Raw genomic sequence first — 23,188 nt, forward strand, 5'->3', positions numbered from 1 at the left:
AATAAAATTGAAAAAACGCCAAAAAAATAAGCCCTACAAGGCTTTCAATCGGTATCGAACCGATCTGAGCCTTGTAGGGCTTTACATTTTACTCTATATGCTTTTTATCTTAGACCGCCTGCAGCGGGGTGTTTTCCATCACTTTCTTAAATTCCTCTACTGTCATTCCAGCATCTTCCGCTGCTTCTTCAATCGTCACACGGCCTTTTCTTACCTGTTTAACCAGCATCCGCATCTCACCAATGTTGATGCCTTCTTCTCTACCTTCGGCCTTTACGCCCTGACTAAGGTTGCACATAACAAGCACCTCCCTTTCCAGTTCTTCGTTCATTGCAACGCCAAATTCTTCTTCAAGAATTTTCTTTTTCTCAGTAGCTGCTCTGGAAGAAGAGAGCAGCACATCCATAAATTTCACAATACCTGTATAGTTTTCCGTACCCGGTTCTCCAAGACAAATCGTTACAACACTCATCAAATCGTAGTTTTCCGATTTTTCAACAGCGTTTCCAATCAACTGCTCTGGTCGGATAGAATAACGAATCAGAGTGTTTTGGAACTCCTTGGTTGGGTGTGTACAAACCCAGATAGAGTACACTTTTCGGATTTTCCCATACTCCGAGTTCGTGAATATCGGACCATGCTGTGCGGAGATCATCCTGCTGCAATAATAGATTGCTCGCTTTGTCAACGGGTATCCCGGATTAAAAGCAGTCTGCGCTTCCACATTAATAATAAGACGTATCACATCTTTCTGTGCAGTAGAACCCTCTGATGTTGGTGCGATTGCATCGAACCGGACATCATAATTGATGGTTCCTTCCGTCAGCGTAGAATCCTCATTATTGCTTCCGACAATTACGTCAGAAGTTTTTTGGGGTCTGTTTGTATCATCAACATGAACGCCAACCGTGCCCACTTCCGGCGTTCCTTCGATATACTTCTCTGCAATTTCGTCTACGGAACAGGCACTGTACTCATTCACACAGTTCTTCATAATCTGTGCCAGAATCTGTTTGTTGGCAAGCAGCTTCTTGGCAGCCTTATCATAACTCGAATCATATTCCGTCTGCGTTATCGCATGAGCAAGCTGATTTTCCATCGGCATTCACTTCCTTACAGCAGGTTCAACGGGAGCGTATACCACCCCTATTGTGCTTTCATCTTACCATAAAACACTTTGCATATCAAGCTGACAGATGTAAACTTTTCTGCATAGATTTGTCCATATTGCCCACTCTGGTTTAAATCTAAGTCGGCATAATTCAGCATAATATTTCAATAGAGCAATACCTATATTCAAGATTCTTCCCGCCTTGACTACCATTCCCGTTCATCTTTTTCAAGTGAAATGATAACTGCGTTTTTCTCAGCCTCATATCTCCCCTTAAACTGATGATCCTTTCCTACAGCTAGTTCATTTGCCTCCAGCAACGCCTGAATGAACTGTATTCCGTTAATCATCATTCGGCACTGCCCATCGGTCAACAGCCTGTCTGGAACCTTAAAGGACATGGGATGTTCAGCGGTGCACGGAGTAATCGCAATAGACTTCCGATCTTTCCTCTGCAAAACACAAATATAGGTCGGGCTCCCAAGAACACGAATAACATCCTTTCCCACATTCATTCTTCGGCTTTCTGCCGGAATCGTCACCAGCAGATTCATAATTCGTCCAGAACTCATGTCAGCATTCCTTTCTCAACAACCTCACTGCCCGGTCGTTGTACATTTTCAGGCTGTTCCGGAAAATCTGATAAAGGTATATTTTCAGATTCTTCACATTGCGGTATCGGTACTGAAATAGTATCTGTTTTCTGTTCAGGCTCATCCAATACAGCAGAGCCTTCTTTTCCTTAAATTGTCATGCTCGTCTTTTACTATTCACCTTTCCTACTTCACAGCACAACAACAAGCCTGTATACAGATTGCAGCAACAATCTATACGCAGGCTTGTCCTCGTACCTCCTTATTCTGTTTTCTGCTCTATCAGCTTTCGCTGTGGTGGGTTAAGTATAGAGCGCAACCAGAAGCCATTAACCCCCGAAATCACGCCGGAACGCAACGCACCATGGTAAACAGAAACAAGTTAAGGTAAAAAAGGTCAAGCCGCGCAAACCCGCATGAAATCAGGATTTTTTCTGGTTACTAACATTATTTCACAGGTTCCATGGACGGTAACAACAACTCTTTTCCCAAACATCTTCGGCAGCCATGCAAAGAACGCCGGTCCTTCGGCGTGGATGTGCACCACATCGTATTTTCCAAATGCACTATAAAGTGCCGCAAATGCGGAGGAGCTGACTGCAGCAAGTCCCCCTGATGTCAAGATAGGGACAAAAAAATTCTCAAAAAAAGCAAAAAAATAAGCCCCACAAGGCTTTTCTGACAATTCTTTGAATCATCAGGGCCTTGTAGGGCTATCCGTTATCTTATGCTATTTTATTTTCACACTGCCTGTAATGGGGTGTTCTCCATTGTTTCCTTAAACTGCTCAACTGTCATCTTTGCTTTTGCCGCAGCACGCTCCAGCGGTAAATCACCCTCTCGAACAAGCTGAACCAGCATCCGAATCTCGCCAATTCCGATGCCTTCGATTCTGCCTTCCTGACGGCCTTCTTCACGGCCTTCGGCTCTTACGCCTTGACTAAGATTGCACACTTCAAGCACCTCTCTTTCCAGTTCTTCGCTCATTGCAACGCCAAACTCTTCTTCCAGAATCTTCTTTTTCTCCGAACCTGATCTTGTGGAAGATAACAGCACTTCCATAAATTTCAGGATTCCCTTATGATTCTCCGTCCCTGGCTTGCCTAAACAAATCATTACGACACTCATCAAATCGTAGTTTTCGGTTTCTTCCTGCGCTTCTCCAATCAACTGTTCGGGTTTGATGGAGTACCGGGTAAGCGTATTTTCAAAACCATCTGACGGCTGAGTACAAATCCAGATGGAGTAGACCTTACGAATCTTCCCATATTCAGATTTTGTAAAAATCGGACCGTGCTGTGCAGAAATCATTCTGCTACAATAATAGATTGCCCGTTTCGTCAATGGGTATCCCGGCTTGAATTTTGTCTGTGCTTCCACATTGATAATCAGACGAATGACTTCTTCCTGTTCTGCACTGTCCGCAGATTTCGGTGCGATTGCGTCAAAGCGAACATCGTAGAACAATGTTCCCTCGGTCAGCGTAGAGTCCTCGTTGTTACTACCCTTGATTACATCTGTTGACTTTTTGGGTCTGTTCGTATCATCGACATGAACACCAACAGAGCCAACCTCCGGGGTTCCCTCGATGTATTTCTCAACAATATCATCTACGGTGCAATCGCTGTATTCATTCACACAGCCTTTCATGATCTGTGCCAGAATCTGTTTGTTTGCCAACAGCTTTTTCGCTGTTCTGTCATACCTCGAATCATACTCTGTCTGATCTATCGTGTGGGCAAGCTGATTTTCCACCGTGCCTTGTTTTTCCATCGGCATTCACTTCCTCGCAGTAGATTCAACAAGAGCGTAAACTCTCCTATCGTACTTCCATCTTACCATAATTCACCGCCCATATCAAGCAACCAACTGTAAACTTTCCTTGCACGGAGTTGTCCATATTATTGCATTCTTCGCCACTGTTATATCATAGGCAACTAATTATTTCAGAACCCACTAATGTGAGATTCACATTTCAGTCAGTACTCTCCCGTTTTCTATCTGCATCGCATCCGTTATCTTAAACGAAACAAGTCGCTGCTGTGGAAAAGCTCTTCCGATCAGCCGATAGGACATTTTCTTGTCCCACCCAGAATCCCCGTAAATCATGCGAACCAATGCCATACACTTGATTTCGCCGTTATTAGATTCGTCTGGTTTTCCCACACGATGCGCTCCTGATTCTTCTGCTCCACACGCCTGTACAGCTATCTGTTTCATTTTACGATTATACAGAAACCGATAGTGTGACGGCCATTCTAACGCTTCCAGCGTTTTTCTGAAGACCGTGATTCGTCCCTCTTCCTCGCAGAAACTCATGCCAAGTCCTGCCTGTTGCTCCGTTTTCTGTTCTGTTTTTTGCATATTGCTCACCTCCCACAAATGGACAGACCCTCCCCTTGTACAACCTGTCAATTAGTCCTTTCCAGCTTCAGGAGCAATCTTTCCTGTCAGAATCCCCATTGACACATACCCATCCATTTGCTTGACTTCAGATTCTTTCCGGTGTTCTTCCACAGGCACACCAAAAGTTCCCACAATATCATCCAGGTAAAATCCCTTTCGGCTGTTCACAGGTTTTGTTGACGCAGCATTATCCTGCGAATCGACTGCGTTCTTTTTTCTCTGTCCTTCATGAAAAATTTCTGGCACAAGCAGATCAAAAACATACAGAGTTTCACCCTCAAAGGTAATCCTGTACCCCAGCATTTTATATCGGCACTCGCTGTCCCATCCCATTTCCTGATAAACTAAAGTCGCAAATGGCTTGCAGGACATCTTCCGGCTTTTGCGCTTATCCGGTTTTGCCACGCACCAACGCAGAGCGTCCTTGTCATTTTCATCACACCCACGAACAACGATACGCTTCAAATCATTGTTGAACATGACATGAACGTAGACCACATCCTCCAGCCCTGTGATACAGGCTGTATTGAATGTGATACTATCTTTACGAATCACGATTGCCGGGTCACGCAGATGGGCAAACAATTCCTTTCGCACGACCTGGTAGCCATCATACGAAAAGGCACTTTCCAGTTCTTCCGCCCGTGCGTCTCTATCATCCTGCACAATCTGCTTCTCTGGCGGCATGATTGTTGTGTTTTCTTCATTCATCTATAATCAGCCCATCCTTCCATTATCTTCTCCGCTTCACGGAGCAACTCATTTAGACTTTCTGCCGTAAATATGTTCATTTCCTCTATCTCCGTCGCAGGACGAAATACATCCCAGTTTCCGGCATAATGCTCCTGCCGTAAGATACCCACCTGTGCTATACTTGTAATCGGCTGTCCAAATGTTCCAGCCCACTCTGGTGGAAAAATGTAAATCTTCTTTTTGACCGTTTCGCCCTCATCTTCTTCGGTGTTTTCCTTTGGAGGCAGAACGATTTCTTCCACCTTAATCATTTCAGGCTCATCAAATGCGAACAGCATCATTTTGTTATCGCCCTGCTCCAAAAACTGGCCACGGAACCGATAACGCAAATCCTCATCCCATTCCATAATGTCAAATAAAGTCTTTGCAAGTCCACGACAGCCCAAAGTGCTTGCACACCAACGTCCCTCTTTCAGTCTGCCCCAACGGATCGCGTTTGGATTATTCTTGTCACAGGGGCGAATGGCAATGCAGCGTTCAACAGAATTTAGCAGCAGCTCCACATATTCAACATTTTCAAACTTTTTCAAGCAAGCGGTGTTAAAGCGCAATCGTCCATTAGAAATCGTCATAGCCGGATTCTGCATAGTAGAAAAATACTGTACCCTGACTATTTCATAGCCCGTCAGATCAAGACGCTTTTTCACATCCGCAGTAACAGTGACATCCGGTTCTTTCATCACGCTTTCAGAGGCTTCCCTGTATTCTTCTGCCGAAAAACCTGTCCAATCCTTATCAAAAGGCACATATCCTCGCAAAATCCCATCTTCAACCACGCTCAACACGGGCAAGGGTCTGTTTTTCTTTGAATAATTGCGGGATGCCCGCAGATGATTGGCTGCATTAAAAACTTCTCTGGAAACAATGGCTTCATGGTGATTCTTCTGCCTGTACTGTGTCCGATCATTGTTGTTTTTCTTTGATTTATGCGTCAAAAAGTTCGGTGTAAAGGTCTTTCTTGCCAGTACATCACCACAATGGCGCTCATTTGCCAGAACACCTGCAAGTGTACCGGGATTCCACTCCACACGTCCCAACTTCGTCTTACGGCTATGAACACCGCAATGACCTCATTGATGACCGCGGCTGCCGCAATGGTCCCTGCAGGATGGAAGCGCACTCGGGGGCGGGACCGCTCAGAACGGATACCGCGATACCGGTGAATACCAGCGACACGCCGGAGTGCGGCAGCAGGGCAAAGCCCAGAAAATTGCGCACGGTTTTGGGCGCGCCGGTCACGGCGGCCCCCAGATAGGCCCCGCTGTACTTGCCCACAGCCCGCGCCAGAATGTACACGGCAGTATAGATCCCCGCGCCGAAAATCAGATGATAGTCCAGCGGCGCACCCAGGTTCAAAATGACCACAATCAGCCCCACCCCGATGACGGGATTCATCACACGCATGATGTTTTCCAGAAGGCCTTCGGGAATGCAGTTGGCAAATGCCGCGGAAAAGGACATGCCCAGCAGCATGAAGTTCAGCACAGGAACCGGCAGAAGCGCATTTACCAGCGCGCCCAGTCCGGCGGTGGCTGCAAGCAGGACCAGCATGGTACCAAAGGCCTGGCGCGGGGGTCCGCGCGCGGCACATCCGGCACCCGGCCCAAAAGCCCATCGCTCCGCCCAGCGGAACCGGAAGAAACACCAGCACCAGAATGCCTGCCACCGGAATCCCCACCGAGGAGATCTGCGCCGAAACCAGCGCCACCACTACAAAGAACACCGTGGCGCCCACCAGATCATCCAGCGCGGCCATGGGCATGAGGGTGCGGGTCACCGGGCCGTTGGTCTTCAGCTCGTTCACAATGGAAAGCGAGGGCGCGGGCGCTGTGGCCAGCACGATGCCGCCGAACAAAAACGCCAGATAGACCGGCACGCTCGTGATGCGGAACACGCAGGCAAACACCAGGCTGACCACTGCAAAGGTGCCCAGCGATTCGGTCACGGTGGTGACCAGGATCTGCCGCCCGGCACTGCGCAGCTTTTTCCACAGCAGCTCGGTGCCGATTATCAGGCCCGCAACGCACTCCAAAAGGTGTTCCACACTGCCGAACCAGGCCGCGTCCAGCGTCTGCTGGTCCAGCAGGTTCAGCGCATGGGGCCCCAGCACCATCCCTGCGATCAGCCAGCCCAGAATGACGGGCATTTTCAGCTTTGAAGCCAGCTTGCCGGCTCCGAAGGCCAGAACCATGACCGCCAAAAGCCGCAGAATCTGTAAAAAAATCATCCGTTTCGCTTCCTTTCAAAAAAACAGACGGAATCGTCTATAAATGGGTATAGCACGGATGCGCCGGGACAGCTGTAAAAATTTTGTGAAGGTTTGCTTGTGCGGCGAACAGTCTGCTTGCCGCAAAAAGCTCTGCTTCCCGATAAAAGAAGCAGAGCTTTTGCTGAAACTTAGCCCGCAGCAGCGGAGATTTCTCTCTGAAAACGTCGGCAGGCAGCGGAAATATTGTCCGGTTGGTTGAAGACCGTATAAATTCCGGTTACAAAAATTTGGGCTCCCCGTCTGGCGCATTCTGCGGCATGGTACATATCTACGCCGCCATCGATGGAAATGGGGATCGGCCGGTTCCCTCTTAGCTGGACCAGTTGTTCCAGCCGGGAAAGACTGTCCGACAGAAAGCGCTGCCCCGCATAGCCGGGTTCCACGGTCATGAGGACGATATAGTCCACAAAGTCAATCAGAGGCTCCAAAAGCGAGATTGGCTGGCTGGGATTGATCACGATACCGGCTTTCATTCCTTGTGCCCGAATTGCGGCAAGGCCACGACGCGCGAAGGGGGTAGAATCCAGATGAAAACTTACCCAATCGGCACCGCTTTCACGCAGTGGGGCAATATAAGTCATGGGGTCCGTGACCATCAGATGCACATCCATCTGGATGGCGGGAAAGGTTTGTTTTAACTCTTTCACCAAACGCACGGGAAAACATAGATTGGGAACATAATGACCGTCCATGATATCAATGTGAAACCATTGGCACCCTCCATCGACCAGTTGAAAAATTTGATCGCGGAAATTCAGAAAATCACAGTTTGCCAAACTGGGAGCATTGATGATTTCCATAGTCGTTACCTCCGAACAGGGTAGGGACCATATAACGGTCCATAAGTGGCGCAGGCGCGAAAATCTGCACTCATGGCTTCATGTGTACCGTACATTCGCCAGGCTGCCGGCCGGAAAATCGATTCATCCGGAAGGTTATGCATGCATACAGGAATACGCAGCATAGAGGCCAGCGTCATAAGCTGTGCGCCAATGTGACCATAGCATAAAGTGCAGTGATTGCTGCCCCAGTTTTCCATGACGGAGTAAACATTGGAAAAGGCGTCCTGACCAGTCAACCTTGGGACAAAGAAGGTCTTGGGCCAAGTGGGATCGGTGCGCCGGATTACAGCTTGCTCCACATTATCCGGAAGTTCTACGCTCTCGCCTTCGGCAAACTGCAACACAGGCCCGAGACCTTTTAAAAGATTCAGGCGGATCATGGTCAAAGGCACGCCGCCTTTGGACAAAAAGCTGGAAGAAAATCCGCCGCCGCGGAATGTAGCCAGTTTTCCCGCACCCCAGCGTGTAGCATCCAGACAATGGGAGATATCGGTCTCGGTCATCTCCCAAGCGGGTTTGATACCCGGATGGCCGTCGACGTCGGAAGCCATGCTTCCATCCAAAGCAGCGGCGCCGGAATTGGTCAAATAGATAAATCCGTTCGCGGCAGCGCCTTCCGGTACCTGACCGGCGGTTTTGGCAAGCGCCTCCGGACTCCAATAAGCGCGTACATCGCAGAACATCTGTGCCGTGCCGGTTAAAAGCGTACCCCACAACATTGTCACAGCGTTGAGGCTGTCGTTTTCTGTAGCGAGCGTATACGGGCGGCGAGGACCGTCCCAGTCAAAGGAACTGTTTAAAATTGCTTCGGAAAAATCTCCGTTGGGCATGAAGTCCGTCCATTGGCGCTGTCCCTGGAATCCTGCCATCAGAGCGTAGTGGCCGTGGGCCTCTTCTTTCCAGCCCAGCTTTTCCAGCTCAGGATTTCCCACCATCAGGTCCCGCAGAATCAGCGTCATTTTGACGATCGTAGACCACACCTCGTCCTTTTGCTGCCGGCTTTGCTGGATTTCAGGGGGATTGGGGTCCTCCATCTCTGTACAATTTGCTTTGGTCCAAGCCATAGCACGCTGATATTCATTCGGATCAAATAGATTTAACTGAAGGCGGCGCTGCACTTCGCTCATATCCACGGTTTCGGTGCGCATGCCCAAATAGCAGCGGAAAAATTCCTGGTCTACAATGGAAGCGCCGATTCCCATGCAAACGTTGCCCACAGAGAGATAGGCCTTATTTCGCATGGTGCTTACGGCAAGGGCACACTGCGCAAAGAGCACTAACTTTTTTGCAACATCCTGCGGTACAGATATATCATCTGCATCCTGTACATCCTGGCCGTATATCTTGAAGATGGGAACGCCCTTTTGTTCTGCAACGGCAACTGCGGCCGCCAGATAGACGGAGCCGGGGCGTTCGCTGCCGCTGAAGCCCCAAATTGCCTGCGGAATTTGATCGTCGTACACCATTACTTCCGCCGCATAGGCAAACGCACGGGAAATGCTGATGACCGCGCCTACGTTTTCTTGCGAAAATTCTTGCGCTACCAGCGCGGCCTCGCGCACACCGCCCACACCAACAGAACCAATTACGCATTCCAAGGGTTGTCCATCGGCATGAAAAACGTGGCTCTCCAGAAGCTCTTTGGCTTTTTGCGCCAGAGCAAAAGTCGGTGCTTCAATTTTTTCACGAACACCATTGCAGCGCCCATCAACAACCACACGGATTCCAATTTTGGGGCGGGGAATTTGACAGAATAAGCGATCGTTCATACTTGCACAACTCCCTCCTTATAAAACCAGATTGGGCAGGAAGGTGACCAAACCGGGAATGAAGGTGATCATCAGGAGGACGATCAGGAGAACTCCCAAATACGGCAGAACTGCCCGCACAATTTTTTCAAACGGGACTTTGGAGACAGAACTCAAAACGTACAGCACCATTCCAATAGGAGGTGTGAGCAGGCCGAGCATCAGGTTAAGAATGCACATGATGCCAAAATGGATGGGATCAATGCCATAGCTCAAAGCAATCGGCATGAGGATGGGGACCAGGATGGAAATAGCAGCAGCGGTTTCCATAAAGGTTCCGACAATCAAAAGGATCAGATTGATGAACAAAAGTGCGACGATTTTGTCATCAATGTGATCAGTCATCCACAGGCTCATGTTCTGCGGAACCTGCTCCACCGTAAGGATCCAGGCAAACACATTGGCAGCACCGATAATAAACATTACATTAACGGTGCTGTTGGCAGTTTCCAAAAGGAAGCCGGGAAGTTCACGAAGGCGAATGGTGCGGGTTGACAATGTCAGAATCAATGCATAGAATACGGCGATGATCGCAGCTTCCGTGGGAGTGCAGACACCCGTCATAATGCAGCCGATGATAATCACAGGGCACAGCAAAGGGAAGAAAGCTGCTTTAAAAGAATGCCAAAGGCTGTGTGCAGTGGGAAACGGCATGCGAGGATAATTTCGTTTGATACTTTGGATGCAAACAAGGACAGCCATTGCAATTGCCATGAGAATACCGGGGATGATGCCGCCGATAAACAGTTTCCCGATCGAGACACTGCCGGCGACGCCGAATAAAATGGCAGGTACGCTGGGCGGAATAATGGGCCCCAAAATGCTGGAAGCTCCGGTAATGGCAAGGCTGAAATCTTCGTCAAACCCTTGTTCTTTCATGGCTTTTAATTCAATTGCGCCCAGCCCGCCTGCGTCAGCAATGGCCGCACCGGACATACCGGCGAATACGACGGAGGAAAGAATATTGGCATGACCCAATCCACCGGGTACCCAGCCTACAACGACATTGCAGAAATCAAAAATTTTCTTGGTAATGCCGCCGGAGTTCATGATGGAGGCTGCAAGAATAAAAAACGGAACAGCGATCAGGGTAAAAGAGTTGCTGATGGCGCTTGTAAAAGCTTGAAAAGCCTGTTGAAGAGAATAGCCGCTTGTAGCCAGATAAGCGACGGAACTGCCCAACAGCGACAATCCGACCGGAGCGCCAATAATCATTAACACGGCAAAAACAACAATCAACAAAATCATGCGTTCTCCTCCTCTCCCCATACGATGCGCAGACTGCTGATCAGCAGTCGGACACAGGAAAGCGCCATGCCCAGCGGAAGAGCAGTATAAACAATGCTCATGGGAATGTGAGTGGCTGTTGCCTTCACACCCGCCTGAATGCCGATAAAGCGAAAAGAAAAGGGGATCATATAGCAAAACAGCGCGATGGTACCCAAGTTAATAAGGACTTCCAACCCGCGGCGAACGGCTTGAGGGAATAAATTTACAACCACTTCCATCCGGATATGTCCTTTTTGACGGTACGCATAACTGATTCCAATAAAACTTACATATACAAAAATAAAGCGTGCGGCCTCTTCGCTCCAGGTCAGCGGGCGGGAAAACACATACCGCATAATCACTTGTGCCAACAAAATAAGAAACATGGCGGATAACCCGAGAATAATGACCGCATTTTCAATCATTGATAAACATTTATCCACTTTTTGAATGCTGCGTTTCATAATTTGGCCATTCTCCTTTCAAAATATTGTGTGAAAGAAAGCCGCCGCACAGAGACGGGCGGCTTGTTTCGTGAGAGATTACTCGATGGCCTGCAGCGAATCATACAGACCGGCGGTCCACAGACCTTCGGCTTCGCAAGCTTCTACTACCTGAGCGGCGGCATCTACAAAAGCCTGGCGGTCAGCCGGTTCATGGACTTGCACACCTTCATCAATCATCAGCTGCAGCTGCTCCTCTTCCGCATCCAACACCAGTTGATTGACGGTATCTGTTCCGGAGACAAAGCAATCACGCACAATTTGTGCATATTCATCCGGCATTTCTTCTAACACGTTATTGCCAATGATGACCGGGCAAATGGTGATTTGATGCTGGGTGAGATTGATGTAGTTGCATACTTCGTGGAATTTCTGTGCGTAAATTGTGGGAATCGGATTTTCCTGTCCGTCTACAACACCTTGCTGCAGCGCCAGATACACTTCGCTCAGGCTCATAGGCGTGGCATTCGCTTTGAAGACGTATTTTGCGATATAGGAAGGAATGGTGTGATCCGGCACACGAATTTTCATACCGGCTGTGTCGTCAGGCGAGTCCACCGGGAAGTTGCAGGTCAAATCACGAACTCCGTAATACAAAGAAGTCAGAATGGAGAACCCTTTTCCTTTTATCTGTTCATAGTAAGGTGCCATGACGTCGCTGTTGACTGCGCGCATTGCCTGATCGCAGCTGCTGAAGACATAGGGGGCTTCATACACATTAAAATCTGTCACATATTTGCCTACCTCACCGATGCCAAGAACTGCGATATCGATGGAGCCGGACTCTCGGACGTTGTTGTTCCACTGCAGGAAACAAGAGTCAGGCACATTGCAAAGGTCAAAGCGAGTGTGAGAAAGCGTTTCATAATTTTCCTCCTTTTAAATAATGCAGAATATAACCAAAAACGCATCCCCTGTTGCAGCCACTTGTCGAACACGCATGATTTGTGCTATAATTAGAAAAGGAGGATGGCCAAGTTCTCCCTTTGAAAAGCGCATTCTTTCGTTCTGCGAAGGGGTGTGCTTTTTTGATGCGAGCACAATTGTTATTTCCGTTCGGTTGCGTTCAGTCGACGGATCGATTTTTTTATGGAAAGGCGTACAGGATAGCATACCGTATTTTCCGGCCAGCTTTCTCCTTCAATCAGGCGGAGAAGCTGCCGGGCACCTTCTGCCGCCATTTCTCCGATTGGTCGGCGGATGCTGGTGAGGGGCGGATAGGAGTAAGCCGCCAGCATGCCATCGTCGAATCCAACGAGGGAGAGATCCCCGGGAATATCGATTCCGGCTTCGTGCGCTGCTCTCATGGCGCCAAACGCTACCGCATCCGATGCGGAAATTACTGCGGTAGGTTTTTGAGCGCGTTTCAAAAGAGCCTGCATACCTCGATAGCCGCTTTCGGCGCTGTAATCGCCGGATAAAATCCATTCCGGGCGGATATCGACATGGTGCTTTTCCATTTCATCCACGAATCCTGCATAACGCCGATGTGTGGATGAAGATTCCTCGTTCCCTTTCAGGTAAGCGATGTCCCGGTGGCCATTCTCAATCAAGTATGCGACCGCCTGTTGGACACCGGCTTTTTCATCACAGTAGATATTTTTGATGCCCTTGTCATCCAGCTTGCGGTTGATAACTACCAGCGGAACGCCTGCTGCCTGGATGCGCTGGATCCAAACATCGTCTTCCGGACGCTGACTTACCAGAAGAACACCATCGTAATTGGCTGTTGTAATGCGATAGTCATCGGCCAGTTTGTCGATGCCGTTGAACAGCACGTTATAGCTTCCGGAAATGCAGTCGCTCACACTTTGAATCACTGTGTAAATAAAATCAGACGAGGTTGCATGTACTAAGCTGGTAAAGAAAACGCCAATGTTATAGGAACGAACACGCACCAGTCCTTTGGCAGACAGGTTCGGCACATAGTTCATGCTCTCTGCCAGTAAACGAATCTTTTGACGGGTCTCTTCGTTGACCAAAGGGCTTCCATTGAGAGCGCGGGATACCGTTGTATGTGATACATGCGCCAGCTGCGCAATGTCTTTGATGGTTACACTTCCCATGTTCACACTCCTTTTGCACGCGTGTGCAAACGATCCTAAAAAAAGAGCACACGCTAAGAGATATCTTTGCAAAAGCAAAATGTTAACGCGTGCAATCGCTACTAGTATTGTACCATATTACTGTCGAATTGTGCAGTGTCCATATTGCACAAAGATCAAATTCTTTTTTCAGCACATTGAAAACAAAAATTCGTTCGCTTTACGAAAAGCCCCTTTTCATGGTATAATAACAATAATTATGCGCCCATTACGGCGCCTTTTGGAGGAACTTTATGTTAACAGTGACCGACGTCAGTCTTCAGTTTCAGGGCAGCACCCTGTATAAACACGTGGACCTTAAATTCGCGCCCGGCAACTGCCATGGCATCATCGGCGCCAACGGCGCGGGCAAATCAACGCTTCTGCGCATTTTGTCCGGTGCGCTGGAACCCACCACCGGCTCGGTGTCCATGGTGGCGGAGCGCCGCGCTGACCTTGTGGTGAACTCCATCCTGAAATATGTCACCGATATCGACGAGGTAAAGGGTCTGGGCTTCTGCGTTTCCATCGCTCATGCCCAATTCATGGCGCGCTACTTTAATACCCACGGCATTCCATCTATGGCACTGACCGGCGACTCTCCTGACGAGGAGCGCAACGCCGCCAAGCAGCGGCTGGTTTCCGGGGAGCTCCGTTTTCTCTTTGTGGTGGACATTTACAACGAGGGCGTGGATATCCCCGAGGTGAACACGGTGCTGTTCCTGCGTCCTACCGAGTCGCTGACCGTGTTTTTGCAGCAGTTGGGGCGCGGCTTACGTCTGGCAGAAAACAAGGATTGCCTGACCGTTCTGGATTTCATCGGACAGGCCAACAAAAAGTACAATTTTGAGGAGAAATTCGCAGCACTGCTTTCCAACACCACCCGCAGCGTCAGCCGGGAGCTCAAAGAGGGCTTTGTCTCTGCACCTAAAGGCTGCTATATTCAGTTGGAGAAATATGCCGCAAAATATGTGCTGGACAATATCAGCGCCTCCTATGACCGCACCTCCGGGCTTGTGGCGCGGGCGGCTGCCTTTACCGAGGATACCGGCCTGCCCCTGACACTGGGGAACTTCCTCGACTACTACCATCTTGACCCGCGTGCAATTTACAGCAAAAAGGTCTGCTTCAGCAGGCTGTGCGTCCGCGCAGGGGCGGCATCCGATTTTACAGAACCTTTGGAAGAAACTATGACCAAAGCCCTTGCACGCTTTGCAGTCGTGGATTCCCGCAGGTGGATTCGTTTTTTGCTGGGGCTTCTGCCAAAATTGGATAACACCGACTTTGCGACTCTATCACCAGTAGAGAAGCGGATGCTGCAGATGTTCTATGTGACTCTCTGGGGCAAAACTGCAGAAAGCTGGGAGGATGAAGAAGTTCTCGATAACCTGTATGCTCTCTCGGACAGTCCCGTTTTGCTGGGGGAGCTGCAGGCACTTTTGCAGTATCAATATGACCGCATCGATTTTATTGACGAGCCGGTGGATGTGGGCTTTGATTGTCCGCTGGACCTGCACTGCACCTATACCCGCGACCAACTGCTGGTGGCGCTGGACTTTTTGAAGCCTGCTACCGTCCGCGAGGGCGTGAAATGGCTGCCGGAAAAGCAGCTGGACGTGTTCTTTGTGACCCTGAACAAAGCGGACAAGGATTACTCCCCCACCACCATGTACAAGGATTATTCCATCAACGAGAGCCTGTTCCACTGGCAGAGCCAGAGCACCACCGCCGAAAACTCTGCCACCGGGCAGCGCTACATCCATCACCGTGCAAAGGGAAGCCGGGTGCTGCTGTTCGTGCGCGAGTTCAAGGCAGATGCCCGTTTTGGCGGTGCAGGAGCGTATACCTATCTGGGCACGGTGAACTATGTGAAGCACGAGGGCTCCCGCCCCATGAACATCACATGGCGGCTGGACCGCCCGATCCCTGCAAAGTTCCTCAAAAAGACCAACAAGCTGGTGGTCGGTTAAAAGGAGAATATCATGAAGGTTGTTCGCGTTGTTGCAGCTGTGATCTGCGACGATATTCAGACGAAACATAAAATTTATGCCACCGCCCGCGGCTATGGCGACTACAAAGGCCAGTGGGAATTTCCGGGTGGTAAAATCGAGCCGGGAGAAACCGCACAGCAGGCACTGAAACGAGAGATCCGGGAAGAGCTGGATACCGAGATCGCGGTAGGCGACCTCATCGACACCATTGAATACGATTATTCCACCTTCCATCTTTCTATGGACTGTTTCTGGTGCGAAGTGGTTTCCGGCGAGCTGGTGCTGAAAGAAGCCGAGGCTGCACGCTGGCTGACTAAAAAGGAGCTTGATTCTGTTCCGTGGCTTCCGGCGGACCAACTTCTTTTAGCGCAAATTCGTCCTGCATTATAATTTTTTATGATAAATCCCTCTCTTTAGCTTTCTCAAATTTCCATTTTTCACCCAGATATAATAATCATGATTCAAAGCCTCTGAGTCGAAAGACTCAGGGGCTTTTTCATGTCTGGAGGTGAGCATTTTGTTATTCCGCACCATCACTATCATTATTACCATCGTATTTTGAAGCGCAGCTGCGCAGAAAGGAGAAAGCATTATGAACTTTTGGTCCGAAATCGTCAAAGAGGTTGGCACCGTCCTGGTGGAAGTCCTCTTCCGCATCGCTGAAGAAATGGAAAACAACAATTGATCACAGTACACTGAAAAGGAGATTTTACTATGCCCGCAAATGTTGAAACGATGTTCTCTGTCCGTGAGACACCTTGGCACGGCCTTGGCACGGCCTTGGCCGTATCATTATGGATGCCCCTGCAAGCCGTGAAGCCTTGGAACTAGCCGGTCTGGACTGGCAGGTGGAAAGCCGCAATATCTATTCCGGCACGGGTGCTATGATCCCCGGCTATCGCGCAAATGTCCGCAGCACTGATGATGCTGTTCTGGGTGTGGTATCCGACCGCTACCGCATTGTGCAGAACGAAGAAGCATTTCAGTTCACGGATGACCTGCTGGGTGAAGGCGTCACTTACGAAACTGCCGGTTCCTTGCAGGGCGGCAAGAAGGTCTGGATGCTGGCAAGGCTTCCGAGGAAATATCTTATCGCTGGAGATCAGGTAGTACCATATCTTGTGATCTTCAACAGTCATGACGGAAGTTCTGGTGTGAAAGTGGCCATGACTCCGATCCGTGTGGTCTGCCAGAATACTCTGAACCTTGCGCTGAATACCGCAAAGCGCAGCTGGACTGCGCGCCACACCGAAAATGTTCTGCTGCGGGTGCAGGATGCCCGTGAGACCCTGCAGCTGGCCAGCAACTATATGGTTGAACTCGGCAACCGTGGCGAAGAGCTGGCTCGCATCGATTTATCCGATCACAAGGTGCAGGAGTTCATCAATGAGTTTTTCCCGATTTCTGAGGACCTGTCCGATTGTCAGCGGAAGAATAATCTGCGCCTGCAGGAAGAGCTGAAGGCTCGCTATTATAACGCACCGGATCTGGAATGGGTCGGCAAAAACGGTTGGCGATTCGTGAACGCTGTTTCCGATTTTGCCACCCATGCAGACCCCATCCGTAAAACTCGCAACTACAACGAAAAACTGTTCCTGCGCACCGCAGAGGGTAACCCCATGATCGACAAGGCTTACAAGATGGTGCTGGCAGCAGCATAAAGGAGCAAGTCATGAATGATGTAAACAACCGCATTTTCAGGGAATTTACGGAATTTTTTGACAACGTTGAGAAGAGTGCTTCTGAAATCAGCGTTACCACGGCTTATGAGATCACGATGAAAAGTACCATCAGCACCGCCATTATTGTTTTGGAATCCGAGGGCAGACTGGAGGAGCGCTACTGGAACCATCTCAGGGTGCAAAATAATATTCTGGATTTTCTTTACGACCTGTGGGTTGGCTCTTGCCATTCATTGGCCAGCGACTTTTCCACGATCATGAAAGACTTGGTGGAATACGACTTCATCATTAGCGAATCAATTATGAGAGAAAGGATGCAAAGTGCATGAAAAGATTGATTTCAACTTTGAACCTGTCCAAAGAAGATTGGCTCCGTTACCGCAAATGCGGTATTACCGGCACGGATGCCGGGGCTATCCTTGGTCTGAATCCCTACCGCTCGGCATTTCAGGTGTACCACGATAAAATCAGCGATACCACTGAAAATATCGACAACGAGGCTATGCGGCAGGGCCGTGATTTGGAGGATTATGTGGCGCAGCGCTTCACCGAGGCCACCGGTCTGAAAGTACGCCGGGCAAATGCCATTTACCAGAGCGAGGAACATCCGCTGCTTCTGGCAGACTTTGACCGCCTGATCGTTGGTCAGAAAGCAGGATTGGAGTGCAAGACAGTCTCGCCGTTTTCTGCGGACAAATGGGCTGATGGGAAAATCCCTGCACATTACATGGCTCAGGTCAATCACTATCTGGCTGTCAGCGGTTTTGACTGCTGGTACATTGCTGCTCTGATTTTTGGGAAAGAACTGGTGATTCACAAGATCACAACCGACAAAGAAGTTCTGAACAACCTCATTGCCAAAGAAGAGCACTTCTGGAAATACAACGTGATGCCCGAAATTCCGCCTGTACCTACCGGAAGCGAGGGGGATACACAGCAGATCAATCAGCTGTACTCTGCAGATGATAGAAACAAAACTGCCGATCTGAATCCCATCCGCGACCTGTTGGATAAGCGGCAGGAGCTTTCTGACCAGATCGAACAGCTGGAGCAGGAAAAAGCCTCTATTGAACAGCAGGTGAAGTTGGAGATGCAGGACGCCGCCTATGGTACAGCACCGGGCTACAAGGTGTCCTGGGTATCCTCCGAAAGTAAACGGGTAGATTCCCAGCGTTTGAAGAAAGAACAGCCCGATATTTTCAATCGGTACAGCAAGAATGTAAGCAGCCGCAGGTTTACCATTATCCATGCAGCATAATTTTTGTACGCCTATAGGCACACAAAATTTGCGCTTCAGCTATTTTTGTTTAATAGAAAAGCACAATACTGTTTACACAATAATAATTGTATGCTAAGATAAGAATATGAGGTGATGCACGATGGTTCTGCGCAAAAGTTATTTGGATAAGATCATTCCTTTTATCGATCAGGATCTGATCAAAGTTCTGGTTGGAATCCGGCGCTGTGGAAAAACAGTCCTTCTCGGTCAGATCAAGGACGTGCTCCTCCAGCGCAACATTCCCGCACAGAACATTATTCAGGCCAATTTTGAGTCCATGCGCTTCCGCAACACCCGTACTGCAGAAACGCTTTACGACTACATCGCAGAAAAAGCGGAAGGCTGTACCGGCAAAATCTATATTCTTCTGGATGAGATTCAGGAGGTGGAGCGCTGGCAGATTGCAATCAATTCTCTTCGTGTCGATTTCGATTGTGATATTTACCTGACCGGCTCCAATTCCAAGCTGCTTTCCGGCGAACTGGCAACCTATCTTTCCGGACGATACATCCAGATTCAGGTTTTCCCCTTTTCGCTGGCCGAAGCAAAACAGCAATGCATTGAAAACGGAACCTATACTTCGGATGAAAAGCTCTTCGCAGACTATTTGAAGTACGGCGGTTTTCCGCAGCGTTTCTTCCTCCCTGACGATCATTCAATCACCACCTATCTGGACGATCTTTACGAGGCTATCATTGTCCGTGACATCATGCTGCGCCACAATATTCGCGAACAGACCGCATTACGCAATGTCCTTGCATTCCTGCTGGACAATATCGGCAATCCGTTTTCTGCCCGTAATATCAGTGGACGCATGGTTTCGGAAGGAATCAAGACAACCACTGCTACCGTACTGAACTACGTTGATTATTTCAAGGAAGCCTTTATCCTTCTGAATGCAAGCCGCTATGATATCAAAGGAAAAGCGCTCCTGTCCAGCACAGAAAAATACTATGCAGTCGATCTTGGCCTGCGGAACGTTATCAAGAAAAGCGAAAAACTTGACAGCAACAAGCTGTATGAGAACATCGTATATCTGGAAATGCGGAGCCGTGGCTATGAAGTTCAGGTCGGCAAGCTGGACGACACCGAAATTGATTTTATCTGCTACCGTGGAGATGAAAAGCTCTATATTCAGGTTGCTTACCTGATCACTCCCGCCGATGAAGAACGGGAGTTCGGTAATCTTGAGCGGCTGCACGACAACTATCCTAAGTATGTTATCAGTGGTGATTTGATGAATTTAAGCCGAAACGGAATCATTCATCGAAGCATCATTGATTTTCTGCTCAATCCGTAATTTTCACATCATGGGGCACAACAGTTGACGCTGTTGTGCCCTTTTTTCTTTATCAGAATTGGAGGCATTCTCATGGAAAATCCATTCGTAAAATTATTTGCTATCGACTTCAAAGATCATCTGGAAGTCAAAAAGTCCGGCAATACCGAGCTGAAATATGTAAGCTGGGCGTATGCCTGGGCAGAGGTAAAAAAGCTGTATCCCTCTGCCAGCTATGAGGTCAAGAAATTCAACGGCCTGCCCTATGTTTATGATCCCATAACCGGCTTCATGGTGTACACCACTGTCACGATAGAGGGCGTTTCGCACGAAATGTGGCTGCCTGTACTGGATGGCGCAAACAAAGCCATGAAAGCTGTGCCTTACACCTATACCACCCCGAAATGGGACTACAATCCGCAGACCCGCCGCCGTGAAAAGATCGGCATGGAAGAGCGCACCGTAGAAGCAGCCTCCATGTTCGATGTGAATAAAGCCATCATGCGGTGCTTGGTGAAGAACCTTGCTATGTTTGGCCTTGGCCTGTACGTTTATGCCGGAGAGGATTTGCCGGAAGATGCTGCACCGCAGCCGGAGGCGGAACTGCAAAAGCAGCCGAAACCGAGATCCGCTACCCCGAAGCAGGAACAGCCGCCCATGCCCTGCATCTGCGCCCGGTGCAACCAGCCCATCAAGAGGGTCAAGCTGAAGGATGGCTCCATCATGCAGGCGGCAGAGTTTGCAGCCACCCATGAGGGAATGTGCGCTGACTGCTATAAAGCCACCAGATTGAACGTAGCATAATAAAACTGCTCTATTTCGATGTCACTTGATTCTTGTATGATTCTATATTTCATGGTACACTTACAGTAGTGAGTTCTGAAAGCTCTCCTCTGTGAGTGGAAAGGAGCATTGCATGAAAGATTTGCAGTTTCCTGTTGGAATCTCGAATTTTGAAAAGATTCGAGAAGGCGGGTATTATTATATCGACAAGACCAATCTGATTTCTGAACTTCTTAGCGGTGGTATCGCTGAAGTAACATTGATCACTCGTCCTCGCCGTTTCGGAAAATCACTTGGTATGAGCACTCTCGCAAATTTTCTGGACATCCGCAAAGACAGCAAGCAACTGTTTGAGGGATTGGCGATCTCCAAAAATACAGAGCTTTGCAAAAAATGGATGAACCAGTGTCCTGTGGTATTTTTCTCTTTCAAGGATACGGACGGTCTGACCTTTGAAAGCGCCTATGGAATGCTGCGCATGAAACTGGCATTTGCATTCCAGGATTATCAGTTTCTTTTGGATGACGATGCTATTTCTGACGATGACAAAAGCATCTTTAAGCGGATTCTGGGACGCACTGCATCCATGGATGAAACAAAAAGCTGCTTTTTGCTATTGACCCGGATGCTGGAAATCCACTTCAAAAAATCGGCGGTCGTCATTCTGGATGAGTATGATGTTCCCATTGCAAAAGCCAGCAGCAACGGATATTATTCGCAGATGCTGGACGTGATGCGGGCTATGATGAGCACCACGCTCAAAGACAATACTTCGCTTGACTTTGCTGTTATTACCGGCTGTCTGAAAATTGCTAAAGAAAGCATTTTTACCGGGACGAACAATTTTGTTTCGGACACGATTCTTTCTCCCCGGTTGAGCGAATCCTTTGGTTTCACACAGACAGATGTAGATCAAATGCTGAAAGATGCTGGTCTTGAATCGCAGTCTGCTGAAATCAAGGCATGGTACGACGGTTATCATTTTGGCGATGCAGACATTTATTGTCCGTGGGATGTGATCAGTTATCTGCGGGATTTCCAGTATGGTGTAGCACAGAAGCCGAAAAGCTATTGGAAAAACACCAGTGATAACGCCATCATCCGTTCTTTCATCGACTATGCAGGCGACAATATCACCACAAAGCTTGAAACTCTGATGGCTGGCGGCTCTATTGTTCAGCATATTGAAGAAAACCTGACCTACGATTATCTGCACTCCTCTGAGGAAAATCTTTGGAGTGTGCTGTATCTGACAGGCTATCTGACCAAGGTGCGGGATAAAGATTTGACGGATTCGCTGCCGGATGGCTGCTCTGCGCTGATGATTCCCAATGCAGAGATTCAGGAAATTTTTGAAACCACTGTAAGCAAGTGGTTTGACGATAGCGCTAAGGCGTGGAACCGCAGCCCTTTGTTTGATGCAGTCTGGAGCGGAAACAGCGAAGCTCTGACAAAAGAAATGACCAAGCTGCTGCGTATGACCATCAGTTACCATGACTATCGGGAGGATTTTTACCACGCTTTCCTTGCGGGCATCTTTACTGGTGCTGGCTATGTGGTGGAATCCAACAAAGAGCATGGCGAGGGTCGCAGCGATGTCATTGTAAAGGATATCCGCAATGGCCGTGTGGCAATTTTTGAAGCCAAGTATTCCAAAACTCTGGATGCTCTGCCGGATGCCTGTGATGCTGCCATTCAGCAGATCAATGACCGGATGTATGCAGCAGACTTCCGGGATGACTATGATGACATCCTCTGTTATGGCATCGCATTCTTCAAAAAGCGTTGTATGGTACGCAAAAAATAAACACTATACTGGAGGCCCACACAATATGTGCGATGTGCTTGATAAAGTGGAAAACCGTGGCATTGCAAAGGGAAAAGCCGAAGGGGAAGATACGCTGGCTTTGCTGATGAAGAAGCTGTTCGATCAGAACCGTATTGAAGATGCAAAGCGGGCTTCTGAAGATAAGGAGTACCGTGCTCGGCTGATGAAAGAGTTTGGCATCAGCTGAGCAAAAAATTATATGTACAACTGGGAGAGTGTCTTCGGATGCTCTCCCTTTACTTTTGCAGGACAGTCCGCGTGGATTGTCCTGTTTTTATTTGGAGGCATACAATGAAAGAAGAAAAAATCAAAGTCCTTGCGCTCCTGCCAATGGAGCTGCCAAAGGAAATCGAGCTGGACAACACGCTTGAAGCCATGCAGAAATTTGTAGGCGGGCTGATCGAATGCATCACATTGAGTGACACCGGTTCAGCGGTCACACTGGTCTGCAATGATGAAGGCAAGCTGCTTGGCCTGCCGCTCAATCGTCCGCTGTGGGATGGAGCCGATGTTCTTGCCGGGCCGGGATTTCTGGCCGGATGTGACAACGAAGGGAATCTGACTTCCCTGCCGCAGAGTGCAATGGATTTCTACAAAGAGAAGTTTAGAGCTTTTATCATTGAAATTTAAGGAGACTAACTATTAAAAGTCAAGCCCCAAAATGAAAAAATCCGTCTGCCGACCGCTGCCCCTGACAAACAGCATTCA

The 23,188-nt window shown here is 48.8% G+C and carries 25 protein-coding genes; 10 read left to right on the forward strand and 15 right to left on the reverse strand.

Going from position 1 to position 23,188, the window contains the following annotated elements:
* Window positions 1-109 precede the first annotated feature (109 nt).
* From GKG34_RS07980 to GKG34_RS08050, 15 genes are all read right to left on the reverse strand, one after another.
* Entirely contained in the window at window positions 110-1,099 is a 990-nt protein-coding gene (locus tag GKG34_RS07980) for an Rpn family recombination-promoting nuclease/putative transposase (protein ID WP_242821920.1), read from the reverse strand.
* Window positions 1,100-1,317: 218 nt separating this feature from the next.
* The gene (locus GKG34_RS07985) at window positions 1,318-1,665 is read right to left on the reverse strand and encodes a hypothetical protein (RefSeq protein ID WP_005938783.1); all 348 of its coding nucleotides are present in this window, start codon (window positions 1,663-1,665) and stop codon (window positions 1,318-1,320) included.
* Between the two features lie 14 nt (window positions 1,666-1,679).
* Window positions 1,680-1,832, reverse strand: coding sequence for a hypothetical protein (locus GKG34_RS07990; RefSeq protein ID WP_005938780.1), 153 nt, complete (start codon window positions 1,830-1,832; stop codon window positions 1,680-1,682).
* A 269-nt stretch (window positions 1,833-2,101) separates the two neighbouring features.
* On the reverse strand, window positions 2,102-2,389 hold the full coding sequence (locus tag GKG34_RS16135) for a glycosyltransferase (protein ID WP_082210827.1): 288 nt from the start codon (window positions 2,387-2,389) through the stop codon (window positions 2,102-2,104).
* Window positions 2,390-2,445: 56 nt separating this feature from the next.
* On the reverse strand, window positions 2,446-3,477 hold the full coding sequence (locus GKG34_RS08000) for a hypothetical protein (RefSeq protein ID WP_113998567.1): 1,032 nt from the start codon (window positions 3,475-3,477) through the stop codon (window positions 2,446-2,448).
* Window positions 3,478-3,672: 195 nt separating this feature from the next.
* Window positions 3,673-4,068 carry a hypothetical protein gene (locus GKG34_RS08005; RefSeq protein ID WP_005938772.1) on the reverse strand — a complete coding sequence of 132 codons (396 nt, stop codon included), beginning with the start codon at window positions 4,066-4,068 and terminating at the stop codon, window positions 3,673-3,675.
* A gap of 51 nt (window positions 4,069-4,119) precedes the next feature.
* Window positions 4,120-4,821 (reverse strand): hypothetical protein, encoded by a 702-nt coding sequence (locus tag GKG34_RS08010; protein ID WP_005938769.1) that lies wholly within the window; start codon window positions 4,819-4,821, stop codon window positions 4,120-4,122.
* Window positions 4,818-5,891 carry a recombinase family protein gene (locus GKG34_RS08015; RefSeq protein ID WP_173015237.1) on the reverse strand — a complete coding sequence of 358 codons (1,074 nt, stop codon included), beginning with the start codon at window positions 5,889-5,891 and terminating at the stop codon, window positions 4,818-4,820. Before GKG34_RS08015 ends, GKG34_RS08010 begins: the two co-directional genes overlap by 4 nt.
* Window positions 5,795-7,090 carry a cation:proton antiporter gene (locus tag GKG34_RS08020; RefSeq protein WP_347563441.1) on the reverse strand — a complete coding sequence of 432 codons (1,296 nt, stop codon included), beginning with the start codon at window positions 7,088-7,090 and terminating at the stop codon, window positions 5,795-5,797. The genes GKG34_RS08015 and GKG34_RS08020 overlap by 97 nt, the downstream gene beginning before the upstream one ends.
* Window positions 7,091-7,260: 170 nt before the next feature.
* Complete coding sequence (locus GKG34_RS08025) at window positions 7,261-7,932, reverse strand: ribulose-phosphate 3-epimerase (protein WP_005938758.1); 672 nt, start codon at window positions 7,930-7,932, stop codon at window positions 7,261-7,263.
* 5 nt (window positions 7,933-7,937) lie between these two features.
* Window positions 7,938-9,743 carry an L-fucose isomerase gene (locus GKG34_RS08030; protein WP_154255954.1) on the reverse strand — a complete coding sequence of 602 codons (1,806 nt, stop codon included), beginning with the start codon at window positions 9,741-9,743 and terminating at the stop codon, window positions 7,938-7,940.
* A gap of 18 nt (window positions 9,744-9,761) precedes the next feature.
* On the reverse strand, window positions 9,762-11,030 hold the full coding sequence (locus GKG34_RS08035; protein ID WP_154255955.1) for a TRAP transporter large permease: 1,269 nt from the start codon (window positions 11,028-11,030) through the stop codon (window positions 9,762-9,764).
* Window positions 11,027-11,515: a TRAP transporter small permease gene (locus GKG34_RS08040; RefSeq protein WP_049935173.1), complete on the reverse strand. Its 489-nt coding sequence runs from the start codon at window positions 11,513-11,515 to the stop codon at window positions 11,027-11,029. Before GKG34_RS08040 ends, GKG34_RS08035 begins: the two co-directional genes overlap by 4 nt.
* A gap of 78 nt (window positions 11,516-11,593) precedes the next feature.
* On the reverse strand, window positions 11,594-12,382 hold the full coding sequence (dctP, locus tag GKG34_RS08045; protein ID WP_154255956.1) for a TRAP transporter substrate-binding protein DctP: 789 nt from the start codon (window positions 12,380-12,382) through the stop codon (window positions 11,594-11,596).
* A gap of 218 nt (window positions 12,383-12,600) precedes the next feature.
* On the reverse strand, window positions 12,601-13,620 hold the full coding sequence (locus tag GKG34_RS08050) for a LacI family DNA-binding transcriptional regulator (protein WP_005938744.1): 1,020 nt from the start codon (window positions 13,618-13,620) through the stop codon (window positions 12,601-12,603).
* A gap of 272 nt (window positions 13,621-13,892) precedes the next feature.
* On the opposite strand from GKG34_RS08050, the gene GKG34_RS08055 reads away from it, so the two are divergent.
* The 10 genes from GKG34_RS08055 (at window position 13,893) to GKG34_RS08100 (ending at window position 23,110) form a co-directional block, all read left to right on the forward strand.
* Window positions 13,893-15,608 (forward strand): DUF3427 domain-containing protein, encoded by a 1,716-nt coding sequence (locus GKG34_RS08055; RefSeq protein WP_005938741.1) that lies wholly within the window; start codon window positions 13,893-13,895, stop codon window positions 15,606-15,608.
* A gap of 12 nt (window positions 15,609-15,620) precedes the next feature.
* A complete protein-coding gene (locus GKG34_RS08060) occupies window positions 15,621-16,019 on the forward strand; it encodes a (deoxy)nucleoside triphosphate pyrophosphohydrolase (RefSeq protein WP_154255957.1) in 399 nt (132 codons plus the stop codon).
* Window positions 16,020-16,423: 404 nt separating this feature from the next.
* Window positions 16,424-17,290, forward strand: a complete 867-nt coding sequence (locus tag GKG34_RS08065) for a DUF932 domain-containing protein (protein WP_005938732.1) — start codon at window positions 16,424-16,426, stop codon at window positions 17,288-17,290.
* Between the two features lie 11 nt (window positions 17,291-17,301).
* On the forward strand, window positions 17,302-17,640 hold the full coding sequence (locus GKG34_RS08070; RefSeq protein ID WP_005938729.1) for a hypothetical protein: 339 nt from the start codon (window positions 17,302-17,304) through the stop codon (window positions 17,638-17,640).
* Window positions 17,637-18,569 (forward strand): lambda-exonuclease family protein, encoded by a 933-nt coding sequence (locus tag GKG34_RS08075; protein ID WP_005938726.1) that lies wholly within the window; start codon window positions 17,637-17,639, stop codon window positions 18,567-18,569. Before GKG34_RS08070 ends, GKG34_RS08075 begins: the two co-directional genes overlap by 4 nt.
* A 121-nt stretch (window positions 18,570-18,690) precedes the next feature.
* Entirely contained in the window at window positions 18,691-19,890 is a 1,200-nt protein-coding gene (locus tag GKG34_RS08080) for an ATP-binding protein (protein ID WP_005938723.1), read from the forward strand.
* Between the two features lie 72 nt (window positions 19,891-19,962).
* The gene (locus GKG34_RS08085; RefSeq protein ID WP_005938720.1) at window positions 19,963-20,673 is read left to right on the forward strand and encodes a DUF1071 domain-containing protein; all 711 of its coding nucleotides are present in this window, start codon (window positions 19,963-19,965) and stop codon (window positions 20,671-20,673) included.
* Between the two features lie 112 nt (window positions 20,674-20,785).
* Window positions 20,786-22,459, forward strand: a complete 1,674-nt coding sequence (locus GKG34_RS08090) for an AAA family ATPase (RefSeq protein WP_005938717.1) — start codon at window positions 20,786-20,788, stop codon at window positions 22,457-22,459.
* A 25-nt stretch (window positions 22,460-22,484) separates the two neighbouring features.
* The gene (locus tag GKG34_RS08095; RefSeq protein WP_005938715.1) at window positions 22,485-22,667 is read left to right on the forward strand and encodes a hypothetical protein; all 183 of its coding nucleotides are present in this window, start codon (window positions 22,485-22,487) and stop codon (window positions 22,665-22,667) included.
* A gap of 104 nt (window positions 22,668-22,771) precedes the next feature.
* Window positions 22,772-23,110 (forward strand): DUF3846 domain-containing protein, encoded by a 339-nt coding sequence (locus GKG34_RS08100; protein ID WP_005938713.1) that lies wholly within the window; start codon window positions 22,772-22,774, stop codon window positions 23,108-23,110.
* Window positions 23,111-23,188: the final 78 nt, after the last annotated feature.

The sequence above is a fragment of the Faecalibacterium sp. BIOML-A4 genome (genome assembly GCF_009679665.1).
Taxonomy (GTDB): Bacteria; Bacillota; Clostridia; order Oscillospirales; family Ruminococcaceae; genus Faecalibacterium; species Faecalibacterium taiwanense.

Bases quoted from the DNA above. Each gene is read 5' to 3' on its own strand.
- GKG34_RS07980 (WP_242821920.1), bottom strand. From the start codon at position 1,099: ATGGAAAATCAGCTTGCTCATGCGATAACGCAGACGGAATATGATTCG.
- GKG34_RS07985 (WP_005938783.1), bottom strand. From the start codon at position 1,665: ATGAATCTGCTGGTGACGATTCCGGCAGAAAGCCGAAGAATGAATGTG.
- GKG34_RS08000 (WP_113998567.1), bottom strand. From the start codon at position 3,477: ATGGAAAAACAAGGCACGGTGGAAAATCAGCTTGCCCACACGATAGAT.
- GKG34_RS08005 (WP_005938772.1), bottom strand. From the start codon at position 4,068: ATGCAAAAAACAGAACAGAAAACGGAGCAACAGGCAGGACTTGGCATG.
- GKG34_RS08010 (WP_005938769.1), bottom strand. From the start codon at position 4,821: ATGAATGAAGAAAACACAACAATCATGCCGCCAGAGAAGCAGATTGTG.
- GKG34_RS08020 (WP_347563441.1), bottom strand. From the start codon at position 7,090: ATGATTTTTTTACAGATTCTGCGGCTTTTGGCGGTCATGGTTCTGGCC.
- GKG34_RS08025 (WP_005938758.1), bottom strand. From the start codon at position 7,932: ATGGAAATCATCAATGCTCCCAGTTTGGCAAACTGTGATTTTCTGAAT.
- GKG34_RS08030 (WP_154255954.1), bottom strand. From the start codon at position 9,743: ATGAACGATCGCTTATTCTGTCAAATTCCCCGCCCCAAAATTGGAATC.
- GKG34_RS08035 (WP_154255955.1), bottom strand. From the start codon at position 11,030: ATGATTTTGTTGATTGTTGTTTTTGCCGTGTTAATGATTATTGGCGCT.
- GKG34_RS08040 (WP_049935173.1), bottom strand. From the start codon at position 11,515: ATGAAACGCAGCATTCAAAAAGTGGATAAATGTTTATCAATGATTGAA.
- GKG34_RS08050 (WP_005938744.1), bottom strand. From the start codon at position 13,620: ATGGGAAGTGTAACCATCAAAGACATTGCGCAGCTGGCGCATGTATCA.
- GKG34_RS08055 (WP_005938741.1), top strand. From the start codon at position 13,893: ATGTTAACAGTGACCGACGTCAGTCTTCAGTTTCAGGGCAGCACCCTG.
- GKG34_RS08060 (WP_154255957.1), top strand. From the start codon at position 15,621: ATGAAGGTTGTTCGCGTTGTTGCAGCTGTGATCTGCGACGATATTCAG.
- GKG34_RS08065 (WP_005938732.1), top strand. From the start codon at position 16,424: ATGGATGCCCCTGCAAGCCGTGAAGCCTTGGAACTAGCCGGTCTGGAC.
- GKG34_RS08070 (WP_005938729.1), top strand. From the start codon at position 17,302: ATGAATGATGTAAACAACCGCATTTTCAGGGAATTTACGGAATTTTTT.
- GKG34_RS08075 (WP_005938726.1), top strand. From the start codon at position 17,637: ATGAAAAGATTGATTTCAACTTTGAACCTGTCCAAAGAAGATTGGCTC.
- GKG34_RS08080 (WP_005938723.1), top strand. From the start codon at position 18,691: ATGGTTCTGCGCAAAAGTTATTTGGATAAGATCATTCCTTTTATCGAT.
- GKG34_RS08085 (WP_005938720.1), top strand. From the start codon at position 19,963: ATGGAAAATCCATTCGTAAAATTATTTGCTATCGACTTCAAAGATCAT.
- GKG34_RS08090 (WP_005938717.1), top strand. From the start codon at position 20,786: ATGAAAGATTTGCAGTTTCCTGTTGGAATCTCGAATTTTGAAAAGATT.
- GKG34_RS08095 (WP_005938715.1), top strand. From the start codon at position 22,485: ATGTGCGATGTGCTTGATAAAGTGGAAAACCGTGGCATTGCAAAGGGA.
- GKG34_RS08100 (WP_005938713.1), top strand. From the start codon at position 22,772: ATGAAAGAAGAAAAAATCAAAGTCCTTGCGCTCCTGCCAATGGAGCTG.